Raw genomic sequence first — 19,719 nt, 5'->3', positions numbered from 1 at the left:
CCCACCCCCAACCCCACTCCCCCAACCCCCCGCCCCCCCCATCTCCCCCGCCCCCCCCGGCCCCCCCCGCGCCCTACCCCCCGCCCGGCCCCGCGGGCCACGCGCCCCCGGGGCCGCCCCGGTGACGGGGACCGTCAGCCACCGACGCACCCGGGACCGCGGGCGCGCCCAGGACCGCCGGCGGGGTCGCCGGCGCGCCGCCCGGCCCGGCCCCGGGCCCCTGCGCCGCACCGCCTTCGGCACCGCGGGCCTGCTCTGCCTGGTGCTCGGCACCTCGCTCGCGCTGTCCGGCCGGCAGACCCCGGTGGTGCGGGTCGAGACCTCCGGGCACGGTGCCGTCACCGGCACCACCGCCGGCGCCGCCGCCGGCACGGACACCCCCGCGGCCCCCGGCTCCTCGACCCCGGCGGGCGAGCCGCCCACCACCGCCAAGCCGTACCCGCCCTCCCCGCCGACCCGCCTGCTCGTCCCCTCCGTCGGGGTGGACGCGCCGGTGGCCGAGCTCGGTCTGAACCCGGACGGCACGGTCGAGGTGCCGTCGGCCGACCACGGCGACGAGGTCGGCTGGTACCGCAACGGCCCCACCCCCGGCGAGACCGGCCCCGCCGTGCTCATCGGGCACCTCGACACCGCGCACGGCCCGGCGGTGTTCAAGCAGCTGCCGAAGCTGCGGCCCGGCGAGCCGATCCGGATCCGGCGGGCGGACGGCAGCACCGTGGACTTCAAGGTCCGCACGCTGCTCCAGGCCGCCAAGGACCGCTTCCCGACCGAGCAGGTGTACGGCGACACGCCCACGCCCGCGCTCCGGCTGATCACCTGCGGCGGGCAGATCGGCGCGGACGGCCACTGGACGGACAACATCATCGTGCTGGCGGACCCGGCCTGACGGCGGCGGCACGCACGTGCCGTCGCGGAACCGTCCACCGCCGCCCGGGCGACCTACCAGCGGGGACGCGACCCACCAACGGGGACGCGACCGAGTCCCGACCGAGCCGCTCCCGGGGGTACGGCCGGGGCACGACCGGAGTACGACCGGCGTACGACCGGAGTGCGACCGGGGCGACGAACCCGAACAGCCGCAGACCAGGAGGGCGAGCACCGACCGTGGCAGCACCACCAGCACTCCGCCGCCGACCCGGCACCGTCCCGGTCCTCGCCCTGGCCGGCCTGGTCGTCCTGCTCGCCCTCGCCGCCCTGGCCTTCGGCCGGCCCGCCCCCGGCGGCCTGCACGACCAGGGCCCGGTCGAGGTCACCGCGCCGCCCGCGGAGTCCCTGCCGCTCTGGCCGCAGCTGCCCACCACCCCGGCGGCGGCCGCGCCCACGCCCGGTGTCACCCCGAAGCCGCCGCAGCCCGTACCGGACCTGACCGTCCCCGGGCGGGACATCACCGCCGTCGACGTCCGCGCCGTCCTCGCCAAGGACCCGGCGGTGGGCGCGGAGGAACGTCAGGCGCTCGGATCCTGCACCGGGTGCGAGGTCCGCACCCCCGAGTTCCGTGACCTCACCGGGGACGGGCAGCCCGAGCTGATCACCGTCGTCACCGTGCCCGGGCGGGTGGTGCTGCACGTCTACGCCCTCACCGAGGACCGCATGATGCCCGTCCTCCAGGTGCAGGTCCAGCCCGCGTTCAACGCCGTGACCATCGGCACCGACCTCCGGCTGTACGAGTCGACCAGCGTCGACGTCCGGACCACCAGCCAGTACCACTGGGACGGAACCAGGCTCGCGCTGACGGAGCGCAAGGACGAGGGCGTCGGATTGCTTCCGCCCACCGGCGCCGAGCCCGGCCGGTCCGCCACCGCGGCAGCCGAGCCCGGCCCCGTTCCGGGACGCCCCACCCAGCTCACGCCCAAGCAGCCGGCCCCCGAGGCCGTCGTCCCGTCCCCGCGCGCCGTCCGGCCGTCCTCCGTGCCCGTCCAGCCCTCAGCCCCCGCCGTGCTCCCGGAAGCGAAGCGATGAATCCAGTGCCCCCGGTGCCCCCAGCGGCCCCCGCCCACCCGCACATCCTCCTGGTCGAGGACGACGAGGTGATCCGCGAGGCCACCCGGATGGCACTGGAGCGCTACGGCTTCCCCGTCACCACGGCGGCCGACGGCCTGGAAGGGCTGGAGGCCTTCCACGCCGTACGGCCCGACCTGCTCCTGCTGGACGTCATGCTGCCGCTGCTCGACGGGGTCGGCCTCTGCCGCCGGATCCGGGAGGAGAGCCAGCTGCCGATCCTGATGATGTCCGCCCGCACCGACCCGGTGGACGTGGTCTCCGGGCTGGAGGCCGGGGCGGACGACTACGTGGTCAAGCCCTTCGAGAGCGCCGTCCTGGTCGCCCGGATCCGTACCGTGCTGCGCCGCATCCGGGTCGTGCCGGGCACCGACTCGCCGCCTCCCCCGGCCGCTCCGGCCGAACCCCCGACGGCACCAGAGGCCTCCCCGGCCGGGCATGTCGTCTCCCCCGCGTCCTCCCCCGCGTCCGCGTCCTCCCCCGCGCCCGTGTCCTCCCGCGCGCCCGCGCCCGTCCCGCCCGCCGCCGTCCGCAGCTTCGACGGCCTCCAGGTGGACACCGACAGCATGGAGGTCCGGGTGGACGGGCGCCTCGTCCCGCTCACCCCCACCGAACTGCGGCTGCTGCTGGAGTTCACCGCCGCCCCCGGCATCGTGCTGGAACGCTCCACCCTGCTGGAACGCGTCTGGGACTACGAGTGGGGCGCCGACACCCGGGTCGTGGACGTCCACGTGCAGCGGCTGCGCGCCAAGATCGGCTCCGGCCGGATCGAGACCGTCCGCGGCTTCGGCTACAAGCTGCGGCGCCCGGCATGACCCTGCGCCGCCAGATCGCCACCGCCGTCGCCGCCATCGCCGTCCTGGTCGCCGTGGCCGTCGGCCTGCTGGTCCACCAGGCGATGATCCGTCAACACGTCGACCAGGCCCGCGCCTCCTCCCTCACCGCCCTCGACTCCGCGCTCGCCGACTACAGCCGCGACGGCAGGAAGGCCCTCGCCGCCGGCGCCGCCCTGAACGACCCGGCCCTGCCCGACCGGTTGCACACCCTCGCCACGGCCGGCCGGCGCGGCTCACTGCTCGCCGCCGACAGGGGCGGTGAATCGATGTGGGCGGCCGTCCCGGTGCGGGAGGGAGTGCTGTCCGTCCGGATCGACTTCACCCAGGACCGCCGGGCCATCGCCGACCTGGACCGCATCATCCTGCTCACCGTCGTCGCCGCGGTCTTCACCACCGTGCTGGCCGGCGTGCTCGTCGCCGACCGGATCAGCCGCCGGCTGCGCACCGCGGCGACCGCCGCCCGGGGCATCGCGGCCGGCGGGACGGACACCCGGATCGGCGAACTCGTCGACGGCCGGGACGAAGTGGCCGACCTCGCCGCCGCCGTCGACCTGATGTCCCGCACCCTGCACCGCAGACTGGAGGACGAACAGCGCTTCACCGCGGACGTCGCCCACGAACTGCGCACCCCGCTCACCGGGCTGGTCACCGCCGCCGAACTGCTGCCGCCCGGGCGCCCCACCCAGCTCGTGCAGAACCGGGTCCAGGCGCTGCGCGGCCTGGTCGAGGACCTCCTCGAGGTCTCCCGGCTGGACGCGGACGCCGAGGCCCCCGACCTCTCCGCCGTCCCGCTGGAACGCGCGGCCCGCCGCACCGTCTCCCTCACCGGCCTGGACGTCACCGTCGAGATCACCGCCGACCGGCAGGTCCGCACCGACCTGCGCCGACTGGACCGCATCCTCGGCAACCTGATCCTCAACGCCCACCGCCACGGCGCCGGCCCGGTCCACCTGAACGTCGACGGCCCCCGGATCACCGTCCGCGACCACGGCCCCGGCTACCCCGAGGACCTCCTGCGCCACGGCCCGCAGCGCTTCCGCACCAACGCCCCCGAACGCGGCCGCGGACACGGCCTCGGCCTCACCATCGCCACCGGCCACGCCCGCGTCATCGGCGCCACCCTGACCTTCACCAACCACCCCACCGGCGGCGCCCTCGCCACCCTCACCCTCCCCCAGGACTGACCCCGCCAACGCCGAAGGGCCGGCCCGACATCCGTCGGCCCGGCCCTTCCCCCGCTGCAATGAGCCCCCTGTCGGGTTCGAACCGACGACATGGCGCCTGACCTGCGAAAATCGCGCTCCTTGACTCTCGTCGGTTAGCGTCGTTTCTCAGCCTCATGTGTGCCGATTCCGTGCCGCGAAGCGGTCCGCCGGCATGGCCAACGCCGACCGCCGTGCTGCTCGCCCCTCCGCCGGCGCCCGCCAGTATCACAGGCACACAGGTCCCGTACGAGCACTGGCCAAGGGTGGCCAGCGCTGCGCGCTCACAGGTACCGGCAGCCGCTCCCCTCATCGCGATGACCACGGAGCGCGACCAATTGAGCTGGCCCTGCACTTCGCCTCCATCTACCCCGATGGTTCGCCGGACTGGTATCGCACCCGAATATCCACGCGCCCATCACGCTTTCGGAGAGCTTTTCGTGGAATTGGAGAGAAGAAGCGATATCAGAAGCGACCAACCGGGGCACGCCATCCTCCTGAGCGTTCAGAACACCGCATGCCACTGGTGTCAGTTGAATGCATAGAGCTGGGTGGCCACTTGTGCCTTCATGGGCATGAAGACCAGGTCGGCGTCGTTCGGGCGATCTGCCCGGTTTGATCACGTGATGCCGAGGGTGACGAGCAGGATCACCCGCTTCGGCCCCCGCACCACCGCGCTGGTCGACAATGCCGTCAAGGTCCAAGGCCGGATGAGCGTTGACAGCGGCGGCGCCCAGGGCGCCGGCGCCCTGGCCGCTGTGCTCGAACGGGCACAGGAGAAAAAGGCGGCCGACGTGGACGACGCCCCGACCCGGTCACTCTCGCCAGCCGGGAGTTCCGGGCTTCCCGCGCCCACCGCGCACCGGGGAACCTCAACGCCGCAGGCGAACGATGGCTGGAAACCGGCTACGTCTTTACCGAACCGTGCGGCGCAACCCCTCCCGGCTGACCGCAACCGGGACACCTTCCACCAGCCGGTTCGCGTCCACCGCCTGCCCCCAAGAGGTCCCGCGACCCTCTGTCGGGGGGCTGGCCCTGTCGGTAACCCACGAAGGCCGGCGCGGCCCAGCTGCAAACGAGCGCGCAGCTGGGTCCGCTGCTTCGGCCGGACAGCCCGTTCAGTCGTGCGTGGCGTCGCCTCGATTGCCGCTTGTCTTCCAGGCCGCTCCTGCGACACAGAGGAGAACCACCGAGAGTCCCACGCACACCGCCCGGACCGACGAGTCCCCGGCCAGGAACCCGGTCACCGTGCCGGCGACCGCCCCCAGGACGAGTATCACGCTCAGCGTGCGGGCGCGGCCGGCCCCTGCCGACGACTGCTTCATGTCAGACCTCCATCACTCCGGCGGGCGCCGGACGGCTCGTCGATTGTCCCTACCCACTATCCGTCAGTTTTCCGTCACACCGGCAGGTCCCGGACAAATTCAGCGCGCGCTGCCAGGACGCCGAGCAGTGCCTCCTCGCGTGGCAGGATCCCGATTCGGTTGAGCATCATGTGGGCCTGGTGGAAAACCAGGTGAGCTGCACTGTGGGGAACGGCGTGGTGGGATGCCCGGTCCAGGTACGCGGCCACGACCGACGTCCATTCCTCGATCCGGTGCCGGACGACCGGATCGGATGCCAGCGATTCGGCCCGGTCCTCGATCCCCCAGCGGTCCTGTTCGGCATCGTCGCGCAACCGGGTGCGCAACTGCTCGGCGGCGTGGCCCACGTCCTGGGTCCACCACATGAAGTGCCGATGCCAGAACTGGCTCTCGCTTACCGGCCGGACTCCCTCGGGGGGAGACACCCTCTGCAGTGCGGCAACCGAGCCGCGAAGGAGCAGCACCGCCAGCGCGGCGCGATCCGGGGTCCTGGCGAGGCCAACGCCCCACAGGGCCAACTCGCTGGAGTGCTGGAACACTTCCTCGGCGAGCCGGGTGCCGGTCGGCCCGCCGTACTTTCCGTCCTCGGGTTCGTACACGGCGACGTCGGCGCCCGCGTGCCGTCCCACGAAGGGGCGCAGGTCGAGCGGGAGCAGCAGGGGGCGCTCGGTGGGGGCGCGGCCCGCAAGCCGCTCGCAGTCGATGGCGAGAGCGGGCAGTCGGCGGTGCAGGGAGTCGAGCAGGTGCCGTGGGCCGTGAATCCGCAGCCGCAGATGCGGGCCGTTCCAGTCGGTGTACTGGATGAAGAACCAGCGGTCGCTTCCCCCGGCCAGTGCTGTCTCGACCAGTGGCGGAAGGCAACTGGTCACCGCCTCGTCCAGATGTTCCAGACCGCCGGGATAGAGGCGCACGTACCACCAGTCCGCTTCGGTCAGACCCTCGTTCATCGGTTCTCCACCCGAGTTCCGTCCGGCTCGTGCCGGCCGGCCTGTGCCGGCTCCGGACGCTCCCAGCGCAGCAGCGAGATGTGCTCGGCGGCACGGCTCAGCCCTCGGCCGTCCCGCACCCAGTACTCGGAGCGATCCGGCGCCGCAACCGCGAGCCGGATCGCCACCATGTGCGTGGCGGATCCCAGTTGGGTCGCAGCCGCCCATACGGCGTGCGGGCTCAGGAAGGACAGCCACGCCGGCTTGGTGGCGGCCTGGTCGCCGGTCGGCACGGAGCTCTCCACGGAGAGGAAGACCTCGTCCGGAATCCCGTGGCCGACCCGCCACCGGTGCATCCGCCGGAAGAACGCCACCGGTGTCTCGCCCTTCTCCGGCCGGGGGATCACCCCCGGGGCGAACCGCCAGGTGCGGCGGCCGAGTACCAGCCGACCGTGGGAAACGCCAGGGAGTAGCTCGACCCCGCCCTGTTGCGGGGGAGACGTGGCATCAAGCGGGCTGCGGGTGCAGCTCAGCCGGGAGCCGTTGACCCACGGGTCCGCGAGGCTGAGCAGCAGCCGGGCCACCCCGGGAATCAGGTGGATGGGGACGACTCCCAGGTACACGGGTGCGATGGTCTCCCCGTCCTCGGTGGCCAGCCTCAGCGTGTCGGTCGTCGGATCGTGTTCGACGGTGATGCCGGACGCCGAGCCCGGTGAGCCGCCGGGGCCGGACGGCTCGCCCGGCCAACGCAGCGCGGGCAGTACGCCGTCCGCGGCCCGGTGCATGCCGTTGACGTCGCCGGACAGCGTGAGTTGGCGTGGGACCGCCTGGGGAAACGCCTCGGCGACCCAGCCTTGCAGATGTTCCGTGAGGCCCATTTCACCCGGCCGGCCGGGTGCGAGAAGGTCGCGGAACCGCGCGACCAGCCCGCCCATCCCAGGGTTGTACTGGTTGACCACCAAGCGGTGGCACCCTTGGCGGATGTCGTCCGCAGAGGCCGCCGCGAGCTGGTAGAGCACCGCGGTCGTCGGCGGTGCGCTGCTGGCCGAGACGGGAAGCCACGCCCGGTCGGTCGGACGGCCCATCATGCCACGGTCCAGCAGCAGTGCGCGGGTGAACTTCCGGTCGTGCTCGGGGTCCGCCGCGACCTCCCACAGGAACTGGAAGACGTCGGAGCAGCGCCGGCCCGATCCGTGTCGGAGCACGAACTCGTCACGCAACCAGTCGTAGATGTGCGAGCGGAACACCTGGGGGCGGATCAGCCTGCCCAGTTCGGCCAGGTCCGCTCGGACGTGGTCACCGGGAATGTCCGCGGTGACGTCCGCGACGGCGTCCTCGTAGACGGCGAATCGGACGGTCGGGCGGGGATCTCCGTCAGCGCCCGGCCGTGTGCTCGCCGCGAGCTGTTCCACGATCCGGACGCGTCGCGCACCCGGCAGCCGGGACAGTTCGGCCGCCTCGGAGTCGAGGTGGCGGAGCAGGGTCGCGGTCCGTCGCGCGACCGGGTGGTCCAGTCCGTCCAGGGAACGGGCGAGCTCCGGGAGCGGCCGCCGGTCGTCCGGCCGCCAAGGCAGGACCAGGCGGAGCCAGCCCGTGTCCAGCAGTCGCAGGTAGCCGGCGAACGGATCCTCTCCCCCGATCCGGATCAGGCATTCGGCCACCGTCATCCGGGGCCAGGCGGCGAGTGTCCGTAGGAGTGGTGCGTAGAGACCCGCGTCGACCAGGGTGTCCGAGCGCCAGGCCGTGGTTCCTCCCGCGTTGTACGAGGAGACCAGGAGGTGCGGACGGTCCCCCAGGTACCGGGCCGAATCGTTGGGCTCGACCTGGAACGCGGCAGCGGTCCGTTCGTCCCGGGCGAGGACGTCGAGCCAGGACCGGACGTGGTGCTGGGCTACGTAGCTGTGGCCATCGGTGCTGGGCTGGACGCCGTCGAGAGCGAGCGCGGTCAGCCGGGAGAAGGGACTCGTCTTGAGCGCCGCCCGGGAGACATAGCCCAGGACCGACCTGGCGGCCTTGCTCTGCGGTTCGAGCGGCTTCGACGTCAGATGTCCCAGCAGGTGCGGACTGGCGTGGGCGAGCCCTTGGGCGAGGCGGGGATCGGCGAGTGCCTCACGCAGGAGGACGGTGGCCCGCGCGGTCTCCTCTCCGTACCTGGCGTCGGTCTCGGCGCGCTGCCCGGCGAGCCGGCCGGTCCGCTCGGACCAGCGGGCCAGCAAGCGGCTGGTGGCCGGGGCCAGCCTCTCGGACACCGCCTGGAGGACGGCCGGGCTCGGCGTGACGGATCGGCCGTTGTGCACCGCGCGGCGCAGGCCGAGGACCGCGCGGCGCAGGCCCGGCTCGTGGTCGAGTGCGGGAACCAGTGCGTGGAACGCTTCCGACAACGGCCCGGTGATGCCGTCCAGTTGCTGCTCCAGGGCCGTCTCCAGACGGAGGGACGCGCCGGTGCTGCGCAGCGCCAGATTGAGGTCTTCGACGGGAAGGCTGTTGACCCTGTGCACGGTGAACAGGGAGACGGTCGGGGTGGAGTCGGTGGGGAGGCCGTGCCCGGTGGCGGGCAGTCCGGCCTGTGGTGCGTTCCGGGCTGTCCTCACGCGCCGCTCACCGCCTCGAAGACGCGCCACCACGAGGACAGCACCATGCCGACCAGGACGAGCCCGTACAGCAGGCAGAGCGCCCCGAACGCGAAGTAGCCGGCCCGCTTGGTCCTGCTGCTCGCGAGGAGGTGGCTGGGCAGGGGCGCCCTGGTCACGAGATGGGTCAGATAGGCGAACGACCGTCCGCGCAAATTGATGGAGCCCATCGCGGACTCCAGGGCGTGGTAGCCGTCGGAGGGCAGCAGCGGGTTGAGGTTGACCAGCATCAGCAGCAGCTGCAGTTGCAGCAGCGCGCTCGCGATGTCGTGCGCGGCCCCGTGCGCGGTGAGCAGCACCCCACCGGTGACGCCCGCCCAGATCGCGTCGCTCATGGGGCCGGCGAGGGCGATAAGCACGCGGGGTGCGCGGTTGCGAACCCGGTAGGCGTCCGTCCGGTCCACGTAGGCCACCGGCATCACGTAGAGCATCAGCGTGACGCCGGCTTCCCGTACCGGCACCCGCAGGTACTGGCAGACCAGCGCGTGGCCGAGTTCGTGTACGGCGATCTGGGCGACCAGAAGCAGTACCGCCAGCCACGACCAGGAGGAGAACTGCGGCGCCCCCCGGTCGGCAAGGGCGTAGCCGGCCACGGCGACCGCCGCCCCTACCAGGGCCAGCCAGGCGCCGACCACGACGGCCACCGGTAGCCGGCGCAACTGCCGGGCCAGTGGCTCCAGCAGTACGTGGACCGAGCGCGTCAGTGCCTTGCGCGGCATCCGCTCGCGCAGCGAGTACCGCATGACGCGCTGCCCGCGCGTCTGCGCCTGGGGGGCGATGGTGAGCACGCCAGCCTGGCGGAGTTCGCTGAAGAAGCGCAGCACGGCGGTCTCGATGGCGGTGGGCTCGCCGGACGACGAAGCGGTCACCGTCCGCACCACGTCCCTCGCAGTGGAAGCGCCGTCGAGGAGCGACAGGACGACCGTCCCGGCGCGGGAAACGGCGACGTAGCGTCCGGTGGAGCCGTCGAAGAGCATGGGCCTGCCGTCGATGCCCTCCAACTGCTCGATGCCGTCCTTCAGTACGAGCCGTTCGGTGTCGAGCCATGCGGTGTCCGTGGGTGCTTCGACGATGCTCTGTCCGGTTGCGCTCTCCCGGCGTCGAATGGCCGTTGCGAGGGATCGCACGGAGTGACCTCCTGAGGGGATACTTGGGAGGGACACCGCCGGGTCGGCAATCTTGCACATTGCCGACCCGGCGGTGTTGCTCATGGTCGAGTCAGGCCAGGTCAGCCGGCCGAGGACCAGGAGGCGGCGGAGCCGACCGAGGAGGCCGGGCAGCTGGCGCTACCACCGCTGGAGAAGCTGCCGGCGGTGCCGAGCAGGGCGCTGTCGTCGAGCAGCTCCACCGTCATGTCCTCGGCGGCGAGGTCGATGGCGAAGGTGTCCGTCATGGGCTGCGCCGACGGGTTGGTCCACGTGGTGTTCACGGTGTTCTTCCCTTCTGGGATGCGGTCGGAAGCCGTGCTTCCGCCGGGTTCAGTTCGTGCAGGAGGCGGTCGAGGCGCTGGAGGCGGTGGAACCGGGGCAGCTGGCCGAGCCGACGCTGCTGCTGGAGGTCCAGCTGGCGAGCAGGGTGCTGTCGTTCAGCTGCTCGACCTGAAGGCCCTCGACGAAGTCTTCGGCGAACAGGTCGAGTTCCGTGGCGTGCTGCATGAGGGTCTGTCTCCTTCTCTGTTCCGGTGCTCTGGGGGTGATGGGTGTCGTCGGTGCCGGTTCAGCCGGCGGACGAGGCGCTTGCGCTGGTGCCCGCGGTGGAGGCCGGGCAGGACGCACTGGTGAAGGTGCCCAGCGATCCCCAGGTGCCCAGGAGGGCTGCGTCGTCGAGGACCTCGGCGGTCAGGTTGGCCGCGAAGTCCTCGGCGAAGAGGTCGAGGTTCATGGTGTCGGGCATGGTGGTTTCCTTTCGGCAGGTGTCGGCGAGGTGATCGTCAGCCCTGGGAGCTGGCTGTTCCGGCGCACATCGCGGTGGAGCCAGGGCAGGAGAGGCAACCCAGCGATCCGACAGTGGACACCGACGCCAGCGACGAGTCGGTGGGCAGGGCGTCCACGGTCAGGGAGTTGTCCTCGGCGAACAGGTCGACGAGCACATCCGTGTCGTACGGCATGACGTTCTCCTTCTCGATCTCGGGTACTTGCGATGGCCGGCGGGCGACCGGTGGTGGCGCCCGCCGCTTGCCCGCGCCCCGGACAGGGCGCGGAGACTGTGTTGGCCCACCTGGACGCGCTCAGCCGTCCTCACCGGTGGGCGCGTGGCCCAGGGAGAATGCGAGCAACTGGGTGCTGCGGTAGCCATCGACCGGCACGAGCGGCTTGAGGGCGGCGGACAGGAACCCCGCGAAGATGCTGCCGACGAGCCCCAGGTCCAGTGCCGTGAGCCAGGCGGTGTGGGCAGCGGCGCCGGCACGGGTGAGGAGCAGCCGGTGCCCGTGCTCCCCGTGGCGGTCGAGGGAGCCCGCGAGGGGGCCGCAGACGAGCACGATGGCGGGGGCGTCGGCGAACTCCAGTTGGAGCACCAGGTCACCGGCGGCCTCGCTCCCGGGCAGGTCCGCCAAAGCGGTGAAGTCGCCGCGTTCCGGGGAGAACAGGTACAGCCCCCGGGGCAGTCCGGAGACATCGCGCGCGGCCACCAGGAACTCCAACTCGGCTCCGGACCCGTGGTCGGGCCACGCGGAACGGTCGAAGTCCGAGGCCCGGTGCACCATTGCGGCGATGGCCTCGACCGCTACCGGCCGGGAGCCGTAGGTGCGTACCGAGGAGCGGTGACGCAGCAGCTCGTCCAGCGACTTTCGGCCCGTCGGAGCGGCGACGGCCGGAATGCCGCCCGCACCGCCCGCCCGCTTTTCGGCGGAGATGCGCAGCAGGCCGCGCAGCGCCGGGTCGGGTGTGGTGAGGGGCCGGTCGAGCGACTCGGCGTCCAGGCGGCTGCGGACCTGTATCTCCCGGAGGACGCTGTTGTGGTCGAGCAGCAGGGGAAGGTCCTGCTCCTGTCGCCGGGATGGCAGCAGCGGGGCGGAGTCGATCGGCACGGTCAGCGCTCCTTCACGGCAGAGGGACGCAGCGTCAGCACACCGGTGACGGGCTCCGCGTCCAGGTCGAGGTCGAGCAGGGCGGCCAGACCGAGGTCGTCCCACCGGTCGAGCGGCTGCGCCCGCAGTCCGAGGGACCGCGCCACGTGGGCCATCTGCGCGATGGCCACGCCCGCGTCCAGGTGTACGACCCGCCAGGCGAAGGCGGAGTACTTCGACGCGACCCGGGCGAGGGCGCCGGTGAGCACGATCGTCACCGCAGGGCCGTCCCCGGCTTCGGGCAGCCCGTGTTCGGTCGCGTCGCCGAGCAGTGCCAGTCGGTGGGCCGCGGACTCGTACCCCCAGATGCCGGCCGGCAGTCCGTCGACGTCGCCGGCCAGCGCGTGGAGCTGGACCGATCCGAGGTTGCCTCCCGTGGGCGCCCACCGCTGGACGTGACGGGTGGGCGTGGGGTCCTCGCGTCGGCCGGCCCCCCGCAGGAGGACCGACGTCAGATGGTCGAGGGTCACCCGGTCCACGGACGGCGCGGTGTCCGCGTCGAGCGGTCTGTGCGGCACCGCCCCTTCGCCGGGCAGGACGACGGTGCGGGCGCTGGGCCACCGCTTGCTCTCGTGCTGCAGCGCGATGTTGCCCGGCTTGTAGTGCATCTGGTGGTCTCGCGGGTTGAGCAGTCTGCGCGGGGAGAAGGCGACCGACGTTTCGAAGGCGAGGGCGAGCGGTACCCCGGCCGAGGTCAGTGCCGAGCGGGCGTCGGGGCGGTCCGGTATCGGGGCGATCACGTACAACGACTGCTGCCACGCATCCAGATCCGTGCGGACGAGTCCGCGCAGGACCGGCGTCGATCCGACCCGTCCCACGAGTGCTGTCACCTGGTTGGTGATCAGTGCGACGATGACGGAACGCGCGACGCCGTCATCGAGGGCGGACGGCCGGTCGGTTCCGGAAGCGGCACCGTCCCGGTGCCGCTGCACCTCGGCGTACGAGACGGTGAACTCCGGGTCGATGTAGGGGCCCAGGTCCAGCGTCGTGTGGCTGACGTGAACCGGCAGCAGAGGGACACCGTGGGTAGCGCACCAGGACGCCAGGGGTTGCAGATCAGTCCGCTCGTCGTCGGCGATGGCGATCAGCAGGTCCGGTGCGATGTCGGGGATTCCGCCGTCCGCCAGGGCGACATGCGTCGCGCCGGCCTCGGTGAGGTTGTCCCGGATCAGCGCGCAGACGTCTCGGCGGCCGACCACCGCCACCCGTGTTTCGGCCAGCCTTCGCTGCACCTCGCGAGCGTTGCGGTTGACCCGGGTGGAGTCGAGGTTCCGTGACCAGTACGGTGCGACGGCGCTGTCCGAGGCGCTGTCCGGCGCCTCGCCCTCCTCCAGCAGGCCGCAGGTGTACAGCAGGGCGCTCACCTGCTCGACGTGCTCCACCGGGACGTCGGACTGATCGGCGATGTCCGACAGTTCGCGCGTGCCGTCGAACAGCGGCAGCAGTTTGGGGACGAGGTCCCGTGTGGCGGTGCCCCGAAGGACCTGACGGCTGGGGCCACCCTCGACGAGGATCCCGTCCGGGAGGGGAACTACCACCAGGCCGCGACAGAGTGCGGGACGGGTAGGGGGGCGGAACTGCGGGTCCGTCGCGACGGCGCGGCGCATGTCCTGGGCAGAGACGAGCTTGTTGTCAGCCATGGTCATACCTCAGTCGCGAGCGGGAGTCGGTGGCGTGGTGATGCTGTCGGCGTGGACGTCGAGTGCGGCGGGGACCGGTAGCCATGGGTCCAGGTCGCGTGCCAGGTCCTCCCAACTCGATCCTGCCGACGTGCTCGTTCGGCGGCACCGGTCGCAACCGTGGACGCCGACCACCCGCGCGGCGGCGAGGTGCTGCTCCAGCAGGTGCCAGTGGCGTATGGTCCCGGCGTCCTTGTCGCCGGCGTCGTGCTCCAACCTCCGCAACAGGTCCAGTGCCGCACCGGCGGCCAGCACCGCGTGCTGGGGCAGGAACCCTCCCGGCCCCGCCTCCGCATGGGCGTCATAGTGCGCGTGCAGGGCGGCCGTCAGCGCGCTGTCCCGCTCGTGCTGGGAGCGCCGGCGGCGGAAGCAGCGGTAGCAGGCTCCCTTACCCGGCACCACCAATGGCCCGATCCGCAGCCGGGGGTGCTCCGCGACCACCGGAAGCCACGGGGTTCCCCAGGCAGCCGAGCGGGCGTCGAGCGCCTCGGCCACCGCGGGCGCCTCGCGCCAGGAGGCGAGCACCCGCACGTCGGCCCTGGGCCAGCGCGCGGAGAACTGCTGCGGGCCCTCCCGGTCCGAGGTGACCACGACCCCGTCGTGGTCCCGTCGCAGCCGCTCCGCCACGGCCGTGCCGAAGTCTCCGAGTGCGAGTACGTGCACCTTGGTCATTGCTGTCCCCTTCTCCAGATACAAAGCGGCGGGCGGCGGGTCACGCGAAAGGCTGCGGCAGGGGGTTGAGATCCGCTTCGGCGTGCACCGGGTAGCCCATCCGGACAGGTGCCTCGTAGAGCCGAGGGTGGGCGAGGTACCGTGAGCGGTGCGTGAAGGACAGAGGCATCAGCCCCGGCACCACCACACGGACGACCCGGAAGCCCGCGTCCCGCGCTTCATCGGTGGTGCACTCCACCGCTACCGCCTCGTAGCCCGCCAGGTCTAGCCTGTCGACCAGCAGGGCCAGGTCCGGGCCGCCGGCGCCACTGGTGAGAGTGGGCAGATCACTGAAACGACGCCGCGCGCCGCTTTCCAGCAGGAAGTCGAATTCGGGGCGGCGCTCCGGGCGTCCCATGTAGGCCGCGCCGTGGAAGACGTGCTGGAAGTCGTCCACCGAGTCGGGCATCTCGCGCTGTACCTGCATGGCGATCCGGGATGACGCGGACTCCCTGACGATCTTCGCCACGGAATCCGCGGGATCCAGGCTCGTGTTGCACATCACCATCTGCCCCAGCACCTCGTTGTGCGGCGACAGGTCGACCGAGTAGACGGTCGGAATGCCCAGGTCCGAGGTGGCGTCGAAGAATGCGGTGTCGACCAGGCTGCGGCGGGACTTCTCCAGGAACGGCTCCAGGGCCGCCGGCACCCGGTCGAACTCGATGCGCGGCAGGGCTAGCCGCTGGTACCAGGTGAGCGCGATCGCGTCCCGTTCCACCACCTCGCACAACGCGTTGACCAGGGCCTGCGCCAGATCGGTATGCGTCGCGCATCCGGTGGAGATGGGATTCCAGCAGCGCTCGCCCATGGACAGCGGCGGGATGTGCATCCAAACCTGCACCGCCGGAACCCACTTGGGCTTGCGCTGGGTGAGGGACCAGCCGCGTACCCAGCGCATTGGCGCCCGGGTGTCGATGTCCACCGTGAGCGCCTTCGGATGCGCCAGCTCCGCGGGTGAGCAGCGCGGGAAGGTGGTCAGGTCGAGAGCCTCGGAGCCGAGTTCGTCGGCCGTCGCCCAGATGACGCCCTCCGGCTGCACCACGCACATGGAGTAGCGCTCCAGCGCCTCGGCCACGCTCAGCCGGGCGGCGCGCTCGGGGTCCGGGGCGCCGCCGGCGCCGTCCATGTCCCCGCGGGCGTCGCGCCCACCGAGCGACTGCGCGACGTTGTCCACCACTGGTGCGAGGTTCCCCAACGAGGCGGTGTAGATGGGGAAACGGGCGTCGCCGTGCTGGTTGGGCAGTCGGTGTGTCCGGCTGACCAGCCCATAGGGGCCGACCAAGGTGTCCAGATCGGTGAGTCGGCCGAGTTCGGCCTGGAGCGCGGGGGTGGTCATTGTCCTTCTCCCTGGTCCCAACGGAACAGACGGGCGGCGAGCCCGCCGAAGATCAGTGCGGCCGTGGCCATCACCAGCCAGTCGACGACCAGGCCGTGGGCGGAGGCCGCCCCTGTGAGGTCGTGGTTCAGTGCGTCCACCAGGTAGCTGGTGGGCAGTGCGTCGGAGACGGTGCGTAGCGCCGCCGGCATCATCTGCAGCGGCAGGAACAGGCCGCCCAAGAGGAGGACGACGGGCATGAGTACCGCCAGGACGCCATTGGCGATCTCCGGGTTTCGCAGGCGGGAAGCCGCCAGGTACCCGAAGGCGAAGAGCATCAGTGCTCCCAGCAGGCCGGTGGCGAACAGGCGCAGCGCCGCTCCTGCCGGGAGGAAGCCCAAGCCGGCCGCCACCCCTCCCAGCACGAGCAGTTGGACCGCAACCAAGGCGAGCCGGGCCGGTGCCTGCGCCGCCACGAACGTCCGCCGCCGCAACGGGGTGGTGCCGAGCAGCCGCAGGGTGCCGCGCTGGCGCAGCGCGATCAGTGGTGTGGCCGTTCCGAAGAACGCCACGGACATCAGCGCCATGACCAGCGCGGTCGGCAGCGACGCCTTGACGGGGTCGAAGGGCTGCCCGCCGTCGGGCGTACGGAACTCGGTGCGTCCGGCGTCGATACCGCTGTCGCCCAGTACCTCCCGCAGAATCTTCACCGCGCCGAACTTCGCCGAGTCGATGGTGACGACGGCCCGTCCGCCGGCGACGGTCACGATCGCGTCGTAGCCGGCCAGGTCGGTCAGGGCGGGCGGTGATCCCCGGGTCCATCCCTCGACCGTGAGGCCCTTGATTCCGGCGGCGTGCTGAAGGATCTGCTGCTGCGTCGGGGAGGGCTGGACGGCGACGTGGTAGGTGCCCCCGGTGTTCAGGTAGCCGAAGCCCAGAAACATCGCGAGGAAGAGCAGCGGAAAGAGCAGGACGAAGAAGACCGTCTTGCCGTCGCGGACGAGCTCACGGGTATTGGTCTTGACCAGGTGTCGTAGCGCTTGGATCTCGATCATGGTGGTGGTCAGACCTCCTTGCCGGGTGCGCCCGCGGGGTCGCGGCGGTCGGAGGAGGCCAGCGTGTGGAACACCTGCTCCAAGCCGCCTCGGGTGACGTCCAGTTCCTTGGCGTCCAGGACAGGGTCGGCGGCGATGCGGCGCAACGTCCCGTCGCCATCGGTCGTGCGAACGTGGACGGTGACCTGACCTTCCCCGTACGGCAGCGCCTCGACGGCGGTGACCGAAGGAAGCGCCCGGAGTGCCTCCAGCGCCACCTCCGAACCGGCCCTGAACGTCACCGTGCTCGTCGTCGCCAGCGCGGAGACAAGCCGGGCCGGGGTGTCGCACGCAGCGATCCGGCCGTCGACCAGGACGGCGATGCGATCGCACAGTTCGGTGGCCTCGGTCATGTCATGGGTGGTCAGCAGCACGGTGCCGCCATCCTCACGGTGCTTTCGCACCACCGCCCACAGCCGCTCCCGCGCCTGCGGATCGAGACCGGCGGCCGGCTCGTCCAGCACCAGGACCTTCGGACGACCTACGACGGTCACCGCCAGCAGAAGGCGCCGCCGTTGGCCGCCGGAGAGCCCCTTGACCCGCCGGGACCCTTCGTCCGAAAGCCCAACTCGGTCGATCACGGCATCCACGTCGTCCGGCCGAGGGTAGAAAGACGCCCACAGTTCAACCGTCTCCCGTACCGTCAGGTTGGAGAACAGGGCGCCTTCCTGGGGTTGCACCGCCACCGCACGCCGGAAGTCCTCCGTGTGAACGGCAGGGTCATCGCCGAGGACGCGAATGGTTCCCCCGGTGGGTCGGCGTAGACCCACCAGACATTCCAGGGTCGTGGTCTTACCGGCTCCATTCGGGCCCAGGAGGCCGAACACTTCGCCGGCACCGACCTGCAGGTCGACCCCGTTCACCACGGTCCTACCGCCATAGTCCTTCCGTAGCTCCCGCACGTCGACTACGACATCGCCGACGGGGGGAGTCCCGCCTGGCGCGCCCGTAGCCGAGGCTGCGCCGGCGCGAGACCGGAAACCCTTGTACAACGCGGACACGCTCGGGCCCTTCCAGGTGAGAATTGAAGCCGCTCCGACTGGTGGCCGCATTTCGGCATTCACCGCAGAGTAGAGGAAAAGACGACACGGTGCGCCGCCATTGCATTTCGATGCGGGTGTGGAAACCGTCAGGGAAATGCTGACGACGGTGCGGCGGATTCCGATTCTGCAGGCAGACCCGCACCGAAGGATGTCGCAGACCGTTCCGTGCCTGAGGGCGCAGAATTATGCCATCAGGGGGCAGTCGACAGAACAGGAAGCCAGCCCAGTCGTGGAAAACGGGGCGGCGACGGAAATTCGATCGGCCGATCGCCGCCCAGCCGTAAGCCGGAATTCCGGATACGCCAAAGTTTCACACTGCAACATAGGACCCCCCGATCCCCCGATCCGAATGAGGCCGGAGAGGAAATCACTCCCGCCATCAGTTCGATTTGAGCATACGTTCCGACGGATCGGCTGAGAAATAGAAAATCCGCCCGATATATGCGTCGGCTGCATGAATGGGCACCCGCTGACCCCTCCGCACGCCCGACCCCATGGGCCTCAGTGCCGTGCCGCAGCCGCAGCCTCGAACGCCATGTCGACGAACTGCGCGGCGAGCGGGTGCCTGCCCTGCCGGAAGGAGACCAGGTTCAAGGGGACCGCAGGCGCGTGGCGCACCGGAATGAAGACTACCGAGGGGTGCGCGTACCTCCGTGCGACCGCCTCCGGGACGACAGCGATGCCGCGGTCCGCCGCCACCGCCTCCAGGCCCTCCTCAAGATTCCCCACCCGCGCGGCCACCCGGGGGCGACGCTCGGACACCCACTCCTCGGGTGGCGTGGCATCGCTCACCACGTTGGCGACCAAAGGGATGTCGACGAACTCGAACCAGTCGATCCACCCACGGGCCGCCCAGACGGAGCCGCGTCCGACCGCGGCTATGCGCGCCTCATGCAGGATCGTCACCGCCGGCAGACTCGGCGACGGCACCCGCCCCCACGCCAGCGCCGCATCCGCCTCGCCGCGCTCGAGCTCCGCGAGCGGGTTGTCCCGCCGGATCAGATCCACCTGCACCCCCGTGGCCTCCTCGAAGCGGACCACGGCCTCCCGGAGCCAGGTGCCAGGGAGCCCCCATGCGAATACGAGGCGCAACGCGACCCTCGCATCACTGGACCGGAGGGCTGCATCCAGCCGCGGCAATAGTTCGGACAGGTCCCTGTATAAGCGTTCGCCTGCCAATGTCAGTGCCACCCGGCGAGTGGTCCGATCCAGTAGACGCTCCCCCATCTGTTCCTCCAGGACCCGTATCGTGCGGCTGAGGGTCGGCTGTGTCACGTGCAGCCTGGATGCCGCCCGCGTGAACTGGCGCTCCTCGGCCACTGCAAGAAATCCCCTTAGATGGTGAAGCTCGATCCCCATAACGCCATGCCTATCACCCCGCACGTTCACCGGGACGCACTGTCGCATCCATGTGACCGGCATCACAATTACGTGAATTGGCTGTTCCCTGTGCCCTCGTCAGGGCTGGCTGGGTATCCGAACGCAAGCCGTGACGAGCTGCACATCCCCAGGTCCGGACACCTCGACGAGGGCGAACTACTTGCTCACCGGCCGAATTCCGCTTCGGATAAGTCGTGTAGGTCCAGGCGGACGCATGCCGCGGCGGAAGCCTGCTGTTCGCCGAGAAGCTCAAGGTTCAGCTGGCCGGCATCGAGCGCGTCGTCCCTGCGGCCCGACGATGTCACGCCGTCAGAGATGGCCTCCCCGAAGCCGTCGCTGTACTCCGCTGTCCGCGCAAGATCGCTCGGCCCAGTCTCCTCGGCCGGAGTGGCATCTACAGGCCTCTTGGTTGCGTTCTGCATATAAGTTCCTGCTCCTGGTCCGGCCTCGGGTGCTGGGCCGGACGGTCCGGGT

19 protein-coding genes are annotated in these 19,719 nt (G+C 71.1%); 4 read left to right on the top strand and 15 right to left on the bottom strand.

From position 1 onward, the window contains the following. Positions 1–121: 121 nt before the first annotated feature. The 4 genes from AB0E96_RS11120 to AB0E96_RS11105 all read left to right on the top strand — a co-directional run bounded on the left by AB0E96_RS11120 (position 122) and on the right by AB0E96_RS11105 (position 4,018). Complete coding sequence (locus tag AB0E96_RS11120) at positions 122–886, top strand: class F sortase (protein WP_359821310.1); 765 nt, start codon at positions 122–124, stop codon at positions 884–886. Positions 887–1,104: 218 nt separating this feature from the next. Further along, the gene (locus AB0E96_RS11115) at positions 1,105–1,959 is read left to right on the top strand and encodes a hypothetical protein (protein ID WP_359821307.1); all 855 of its coding nucleotides are present in this window, start codon (positions 1,105–1,107) and stop codon (positions 1,957–1,959) included. 14 nt (positions 1,960–1,973) lie between these two features. Continuing rightward, on the top strand, positions 1,974–2,813 hold the full coding sequence (locus AB0E96_RS11110) for a response regulator transcription factor (RefSeq protein ID WP_359821306.1): 840 nt from the start codon (positions 1,974–1,976) through the stop codon (positions 2,811–2,813). Then, entirely contained in the window at positions 2,810–4,018 is a 1,209-nt protein-coding gene (locus tag AB0E96_RS11105; RefSeq protein ID WP_359821304.1) for a HAMP domain-containing sensor histidine kinase, read from the top strand. The genes AB0E96_RS11110 and AB0E96_RS11105 overlap by 4 nt, the downstream gene beginning before the upstream one ends. 1,417 nt (positions 4,019–5,435) lie before the next feature. Here AB0E96_RS11105 and AB0E96_RS11100 read toward each other — a convergent pair. The 15 genes from AB0E96_RS11100 to AB0E96_RS11030 all read right to left on the bottom strand — a co-directional run bounded on the left by AB0E96_RS11100 (position 5,436) and on the right by AB0E96_RS11030 (position 19,667). Further along, complete coding sequence (locus AB0E96_RS11100) at positions 5,436–6,347, bottom strand: lantibiotic dehydratase C-terminal domain-containing protein (RefSeq protein ID WP_359821301.1); 912 nt, start codon at positions 6,345–6,347, stop codon at positions 5,436–5,438. Next, complete coding sequence (locus AB0E96_RS11095) at positions 6,344–8,917, bottom strand: hypothetical protein (RefSeq protein WP_359821298.1); 2,574 nt, start codon at positions 8,915–8,917, stop codon at positions 6,344–6,346. The genes AB0E96_RS11100 and AB0E96_RS11095 overlap by 4 nt, the downstream gene beginning before the upstream one ends. Next, on the bottom strand, positions 8,914–10,083 hold the full coding sequence (locus tag AB0E96_RS11090; protein ID WP_359821296.1) for a PqqD family peptide modification chaperone: 1,170 nt from the start codon (positions 10,081–10,083) through the stop codon (positions 8,914–8,916). Before AB0E96_RS11090 ends, AB0E96_RS11095 begins: the two co-directional genes overlap by 4 nt. A 101-nt stretch (positions 10,084–10,184) precedes the next feature. Beyond that, positions 10,185–10,385 carry a thiocillin family RiPP gene (locus tag AB0E96_RS11085; protein WP_359821293.1) on the bottom strand — a complete coding sequence of 67 codons (201 nt, stop codon included), beginning with the start codon at positions 10,383–10,385 and terminating at the stop codon, positions 10,185–10,187. Positions 10,386–10,434: 49 nt separating this feature from the next. Continuing rightward, positions 10,435–10,611 (bottom strand): thiocillin family RiPP, encoded by a 177-nt coding sequence (locus AB0E96_RS11080; protein ID WP_359821291.1) that lies wholly within the window; start codon positions 10,609–10,611, stop codon positions 10,435–10,437. A 61-nt stretch (positions 10,612–10,672) separates the two neighbouring features. Beyond that, positions 10,673–10,849, bottom strand: coding sequence for a thiocillin family RiPP (locus AB0E96_RS11075; protein ID WP_359821289.1), 177 nt, complete (start codon positions 10,847–10,849; stop codon positions 10,673–10,675). A 37-nt stretch (positions 10,850–10,886) separates the two neighbouring features. Then, positions 10,887–11,063: a thiocillin family RiPP gene (locus AB0E96_RS11070; protein ID WP_359821287.1), complete on the bottom strand. Its 177-nt coding sequence runs from the start codon at positions 11,061–11,063 to the stop codon at positions 10,887–10,889. Between the two features lie 120 nt (positions 11,064–11,183). Further along, a complete protein-coding gene (locus AB0E96_RS11065; RefSeq protein ID WP_359821285.1) occupies positions 11,184–11,984 on the bottom strand; it encodes a nitroreductase family protein in 801 nt (266 codons plus the stop codon). A gap of 2 nt (positions 11,985–11,986) precedes the next feature. Further along, complete coding sequence (locus AB0E96_RS11060; protein WP_359821282.1) at positions 11,987–13,663, bottom strand: nitroreductase family protein; 1,677 nt, start codon at positions 13,661–13,663, stop codon at positions 11,987–11,989. 9 nt (positions 13,664–13,672) lie between these two features. Then, on the bottom strand, positions 13,673–14,374 hold the full coding sequence (locus tag AB0E96_RS11055; protein WP_359821280.1) for a TOMM precursor leader peptide-binding protein: 702 nt from the start codon (positions 14,372–14,374) through the stop codon (positions 13,673–13,675). A 40-nt stretch (positions 14,375–14,414) separates the two neighbouring features. Beyond that, a complete protein-coding gene (locus tag AB0E96_RS11050; protein WP_359821277.1) occupies positions 14,415–15,749 on the bottom strand; it encodes a YcaO-like family protein in 1,335 nt (444 codons plus the stop codon). Beyond that, a complete protein-coding gene (locus AB0E96_RS11045; RefSeq protein WP_359821275.1) occupies positions 15,746–16,783 on the bottom strand; it encodes an ABC transporter permease in 1,038 nt (345 codons plus the stop codon). The genes AB0E96_RS11050 and AB0E96_RS11045 overlap by 4 nt, the downstream gene beginning before the upstream one ends. Positions 16,784–16,791: 8 nt before the next feature. Next, positions 16,792–17,685, bottom strand: a complete 894-nt coding sequence (locus tag AB0E96_RS11040; protein WP_359821273.1) for an ABC transporter ATP-binding protein — start codon at positions 17,683–17,685, stop codon at positions 16,792–16,794. 681 nt (positions 17,686–18,366) lie between these two features. Continuing rightward, a complete protein-coding gene (locus AB0E96_RS11035; protein ID WP_359821271.1) occupies positions 18,367–19,224 on the bottom strand; it encodes a LysR family transcriptional regulator in 858 nt (285 codons plus the stop codon). A gap of 185 nt (positions 19,225–19,409) precedes the next feature. Beyond that, complete coding sequence (locus AB0E96_RS11030; RefSeq protein ID WP_359821268.1) at positions 19,410–19,667, bottom strand: hypothetical protein; 258 nt, start codon at positions 19,665–19,667, stop codon at positions 19,410–19,412. Between the last annotated feature and the right edge of the window lie 52 nt (positions 19,668–19,719).

The organism is Kitasatospora sp. NPDC036755 (genome assembly GCF_040636595.1).
GTDB lineage: Bacteria > Actinomycetota > Actinomycetes > Streptomycetales > Streptomycetaceae > Kitasatospora.
This window is presented reverse-complemented; position numbering and strand designations above follow the sequence as displayed.

Bases quoted from the DNA above. Each gene is read 5' to 3' on its own strand.
- AB0E96_RS11105 (WP_359821304.1), top strand. From the start codon at position 2,810: ATGACCCTGCGCCGCCAGATCGCCACCGCCGTCGCCGCCATCGCCGTC.
- AB0E96_RS11100 (WP_359821301.1), bottom strand. From the start codon at position 6,347: ATGAACGAGGGTCTGACCGAAGCGGACTGGTGGTACGTGCGCCTCTAT.
- AB0E96_RS11080 (WP_359821291.1), bottom strand. From the start codon at position 10,611: ATGCAGCACGCCACGGAACTCGACCTGTTCGCCGAAGACTTCGTCGAG.
- AB0E96_RS11075 (WP_359821289.1), bottom strand. From the start codon at position 10,849: ATGCCCGACACCATGAACCTCGACCTCTTCGCCGAGGACTTCGCGGCC.
- AB0E96_RS11070 (WP_359821287.1), bottom strand. From the start codon at position 11,063: ATGCCGTACGACACGGATGTGCTCGTCGACCTGTTCGCCGAGGACAAC.
- AB0E96_RS11060 (WP_359821282.1), bottom strand. From the start codon at position 13,663: ATGGCTGACAACAAGCTCGTCTCTGCCCAGGACATGCGCCGCGCCGTC.
- AB0E96_RS11055 (WP_359821280.1), bottom strand. From the start codon at position 14,374: ATGACCAAGGTGCACGTACTCGCACTCGGAGACTTCGGCACGGCCGTG.
- AB0E96_RS11050 (WP_359821277.1), bottom strand. From the start codon at position 15,749: ATGACCACCCCCGCGCTCCAGGCCGAACTCGGCCGACTCACCGATCTG.
- AB0E96_RS11045 (WP_359821275.1), bottom strand. From the start codon at position 16,783: ATGATCGAGATCCAAGCGCTACGACACCTGGTCAAGACCAATACCCGT.
- AB0E96_RS11035 (WP_359821271.1), bottom strand. From the start codon at position 19,224: ATGGGGATCGAGCTTCACCATCTAAGGGGATTTCTTGCAGTGGCCGAG.
- AB0E96_RS11030 (WP_359821268.1), bottom strand. From the start codon at position 19,667: ATGCAGAACGCAACCAAGAGGCCTGTAGATGCCACTCCGGCCGAGGAG.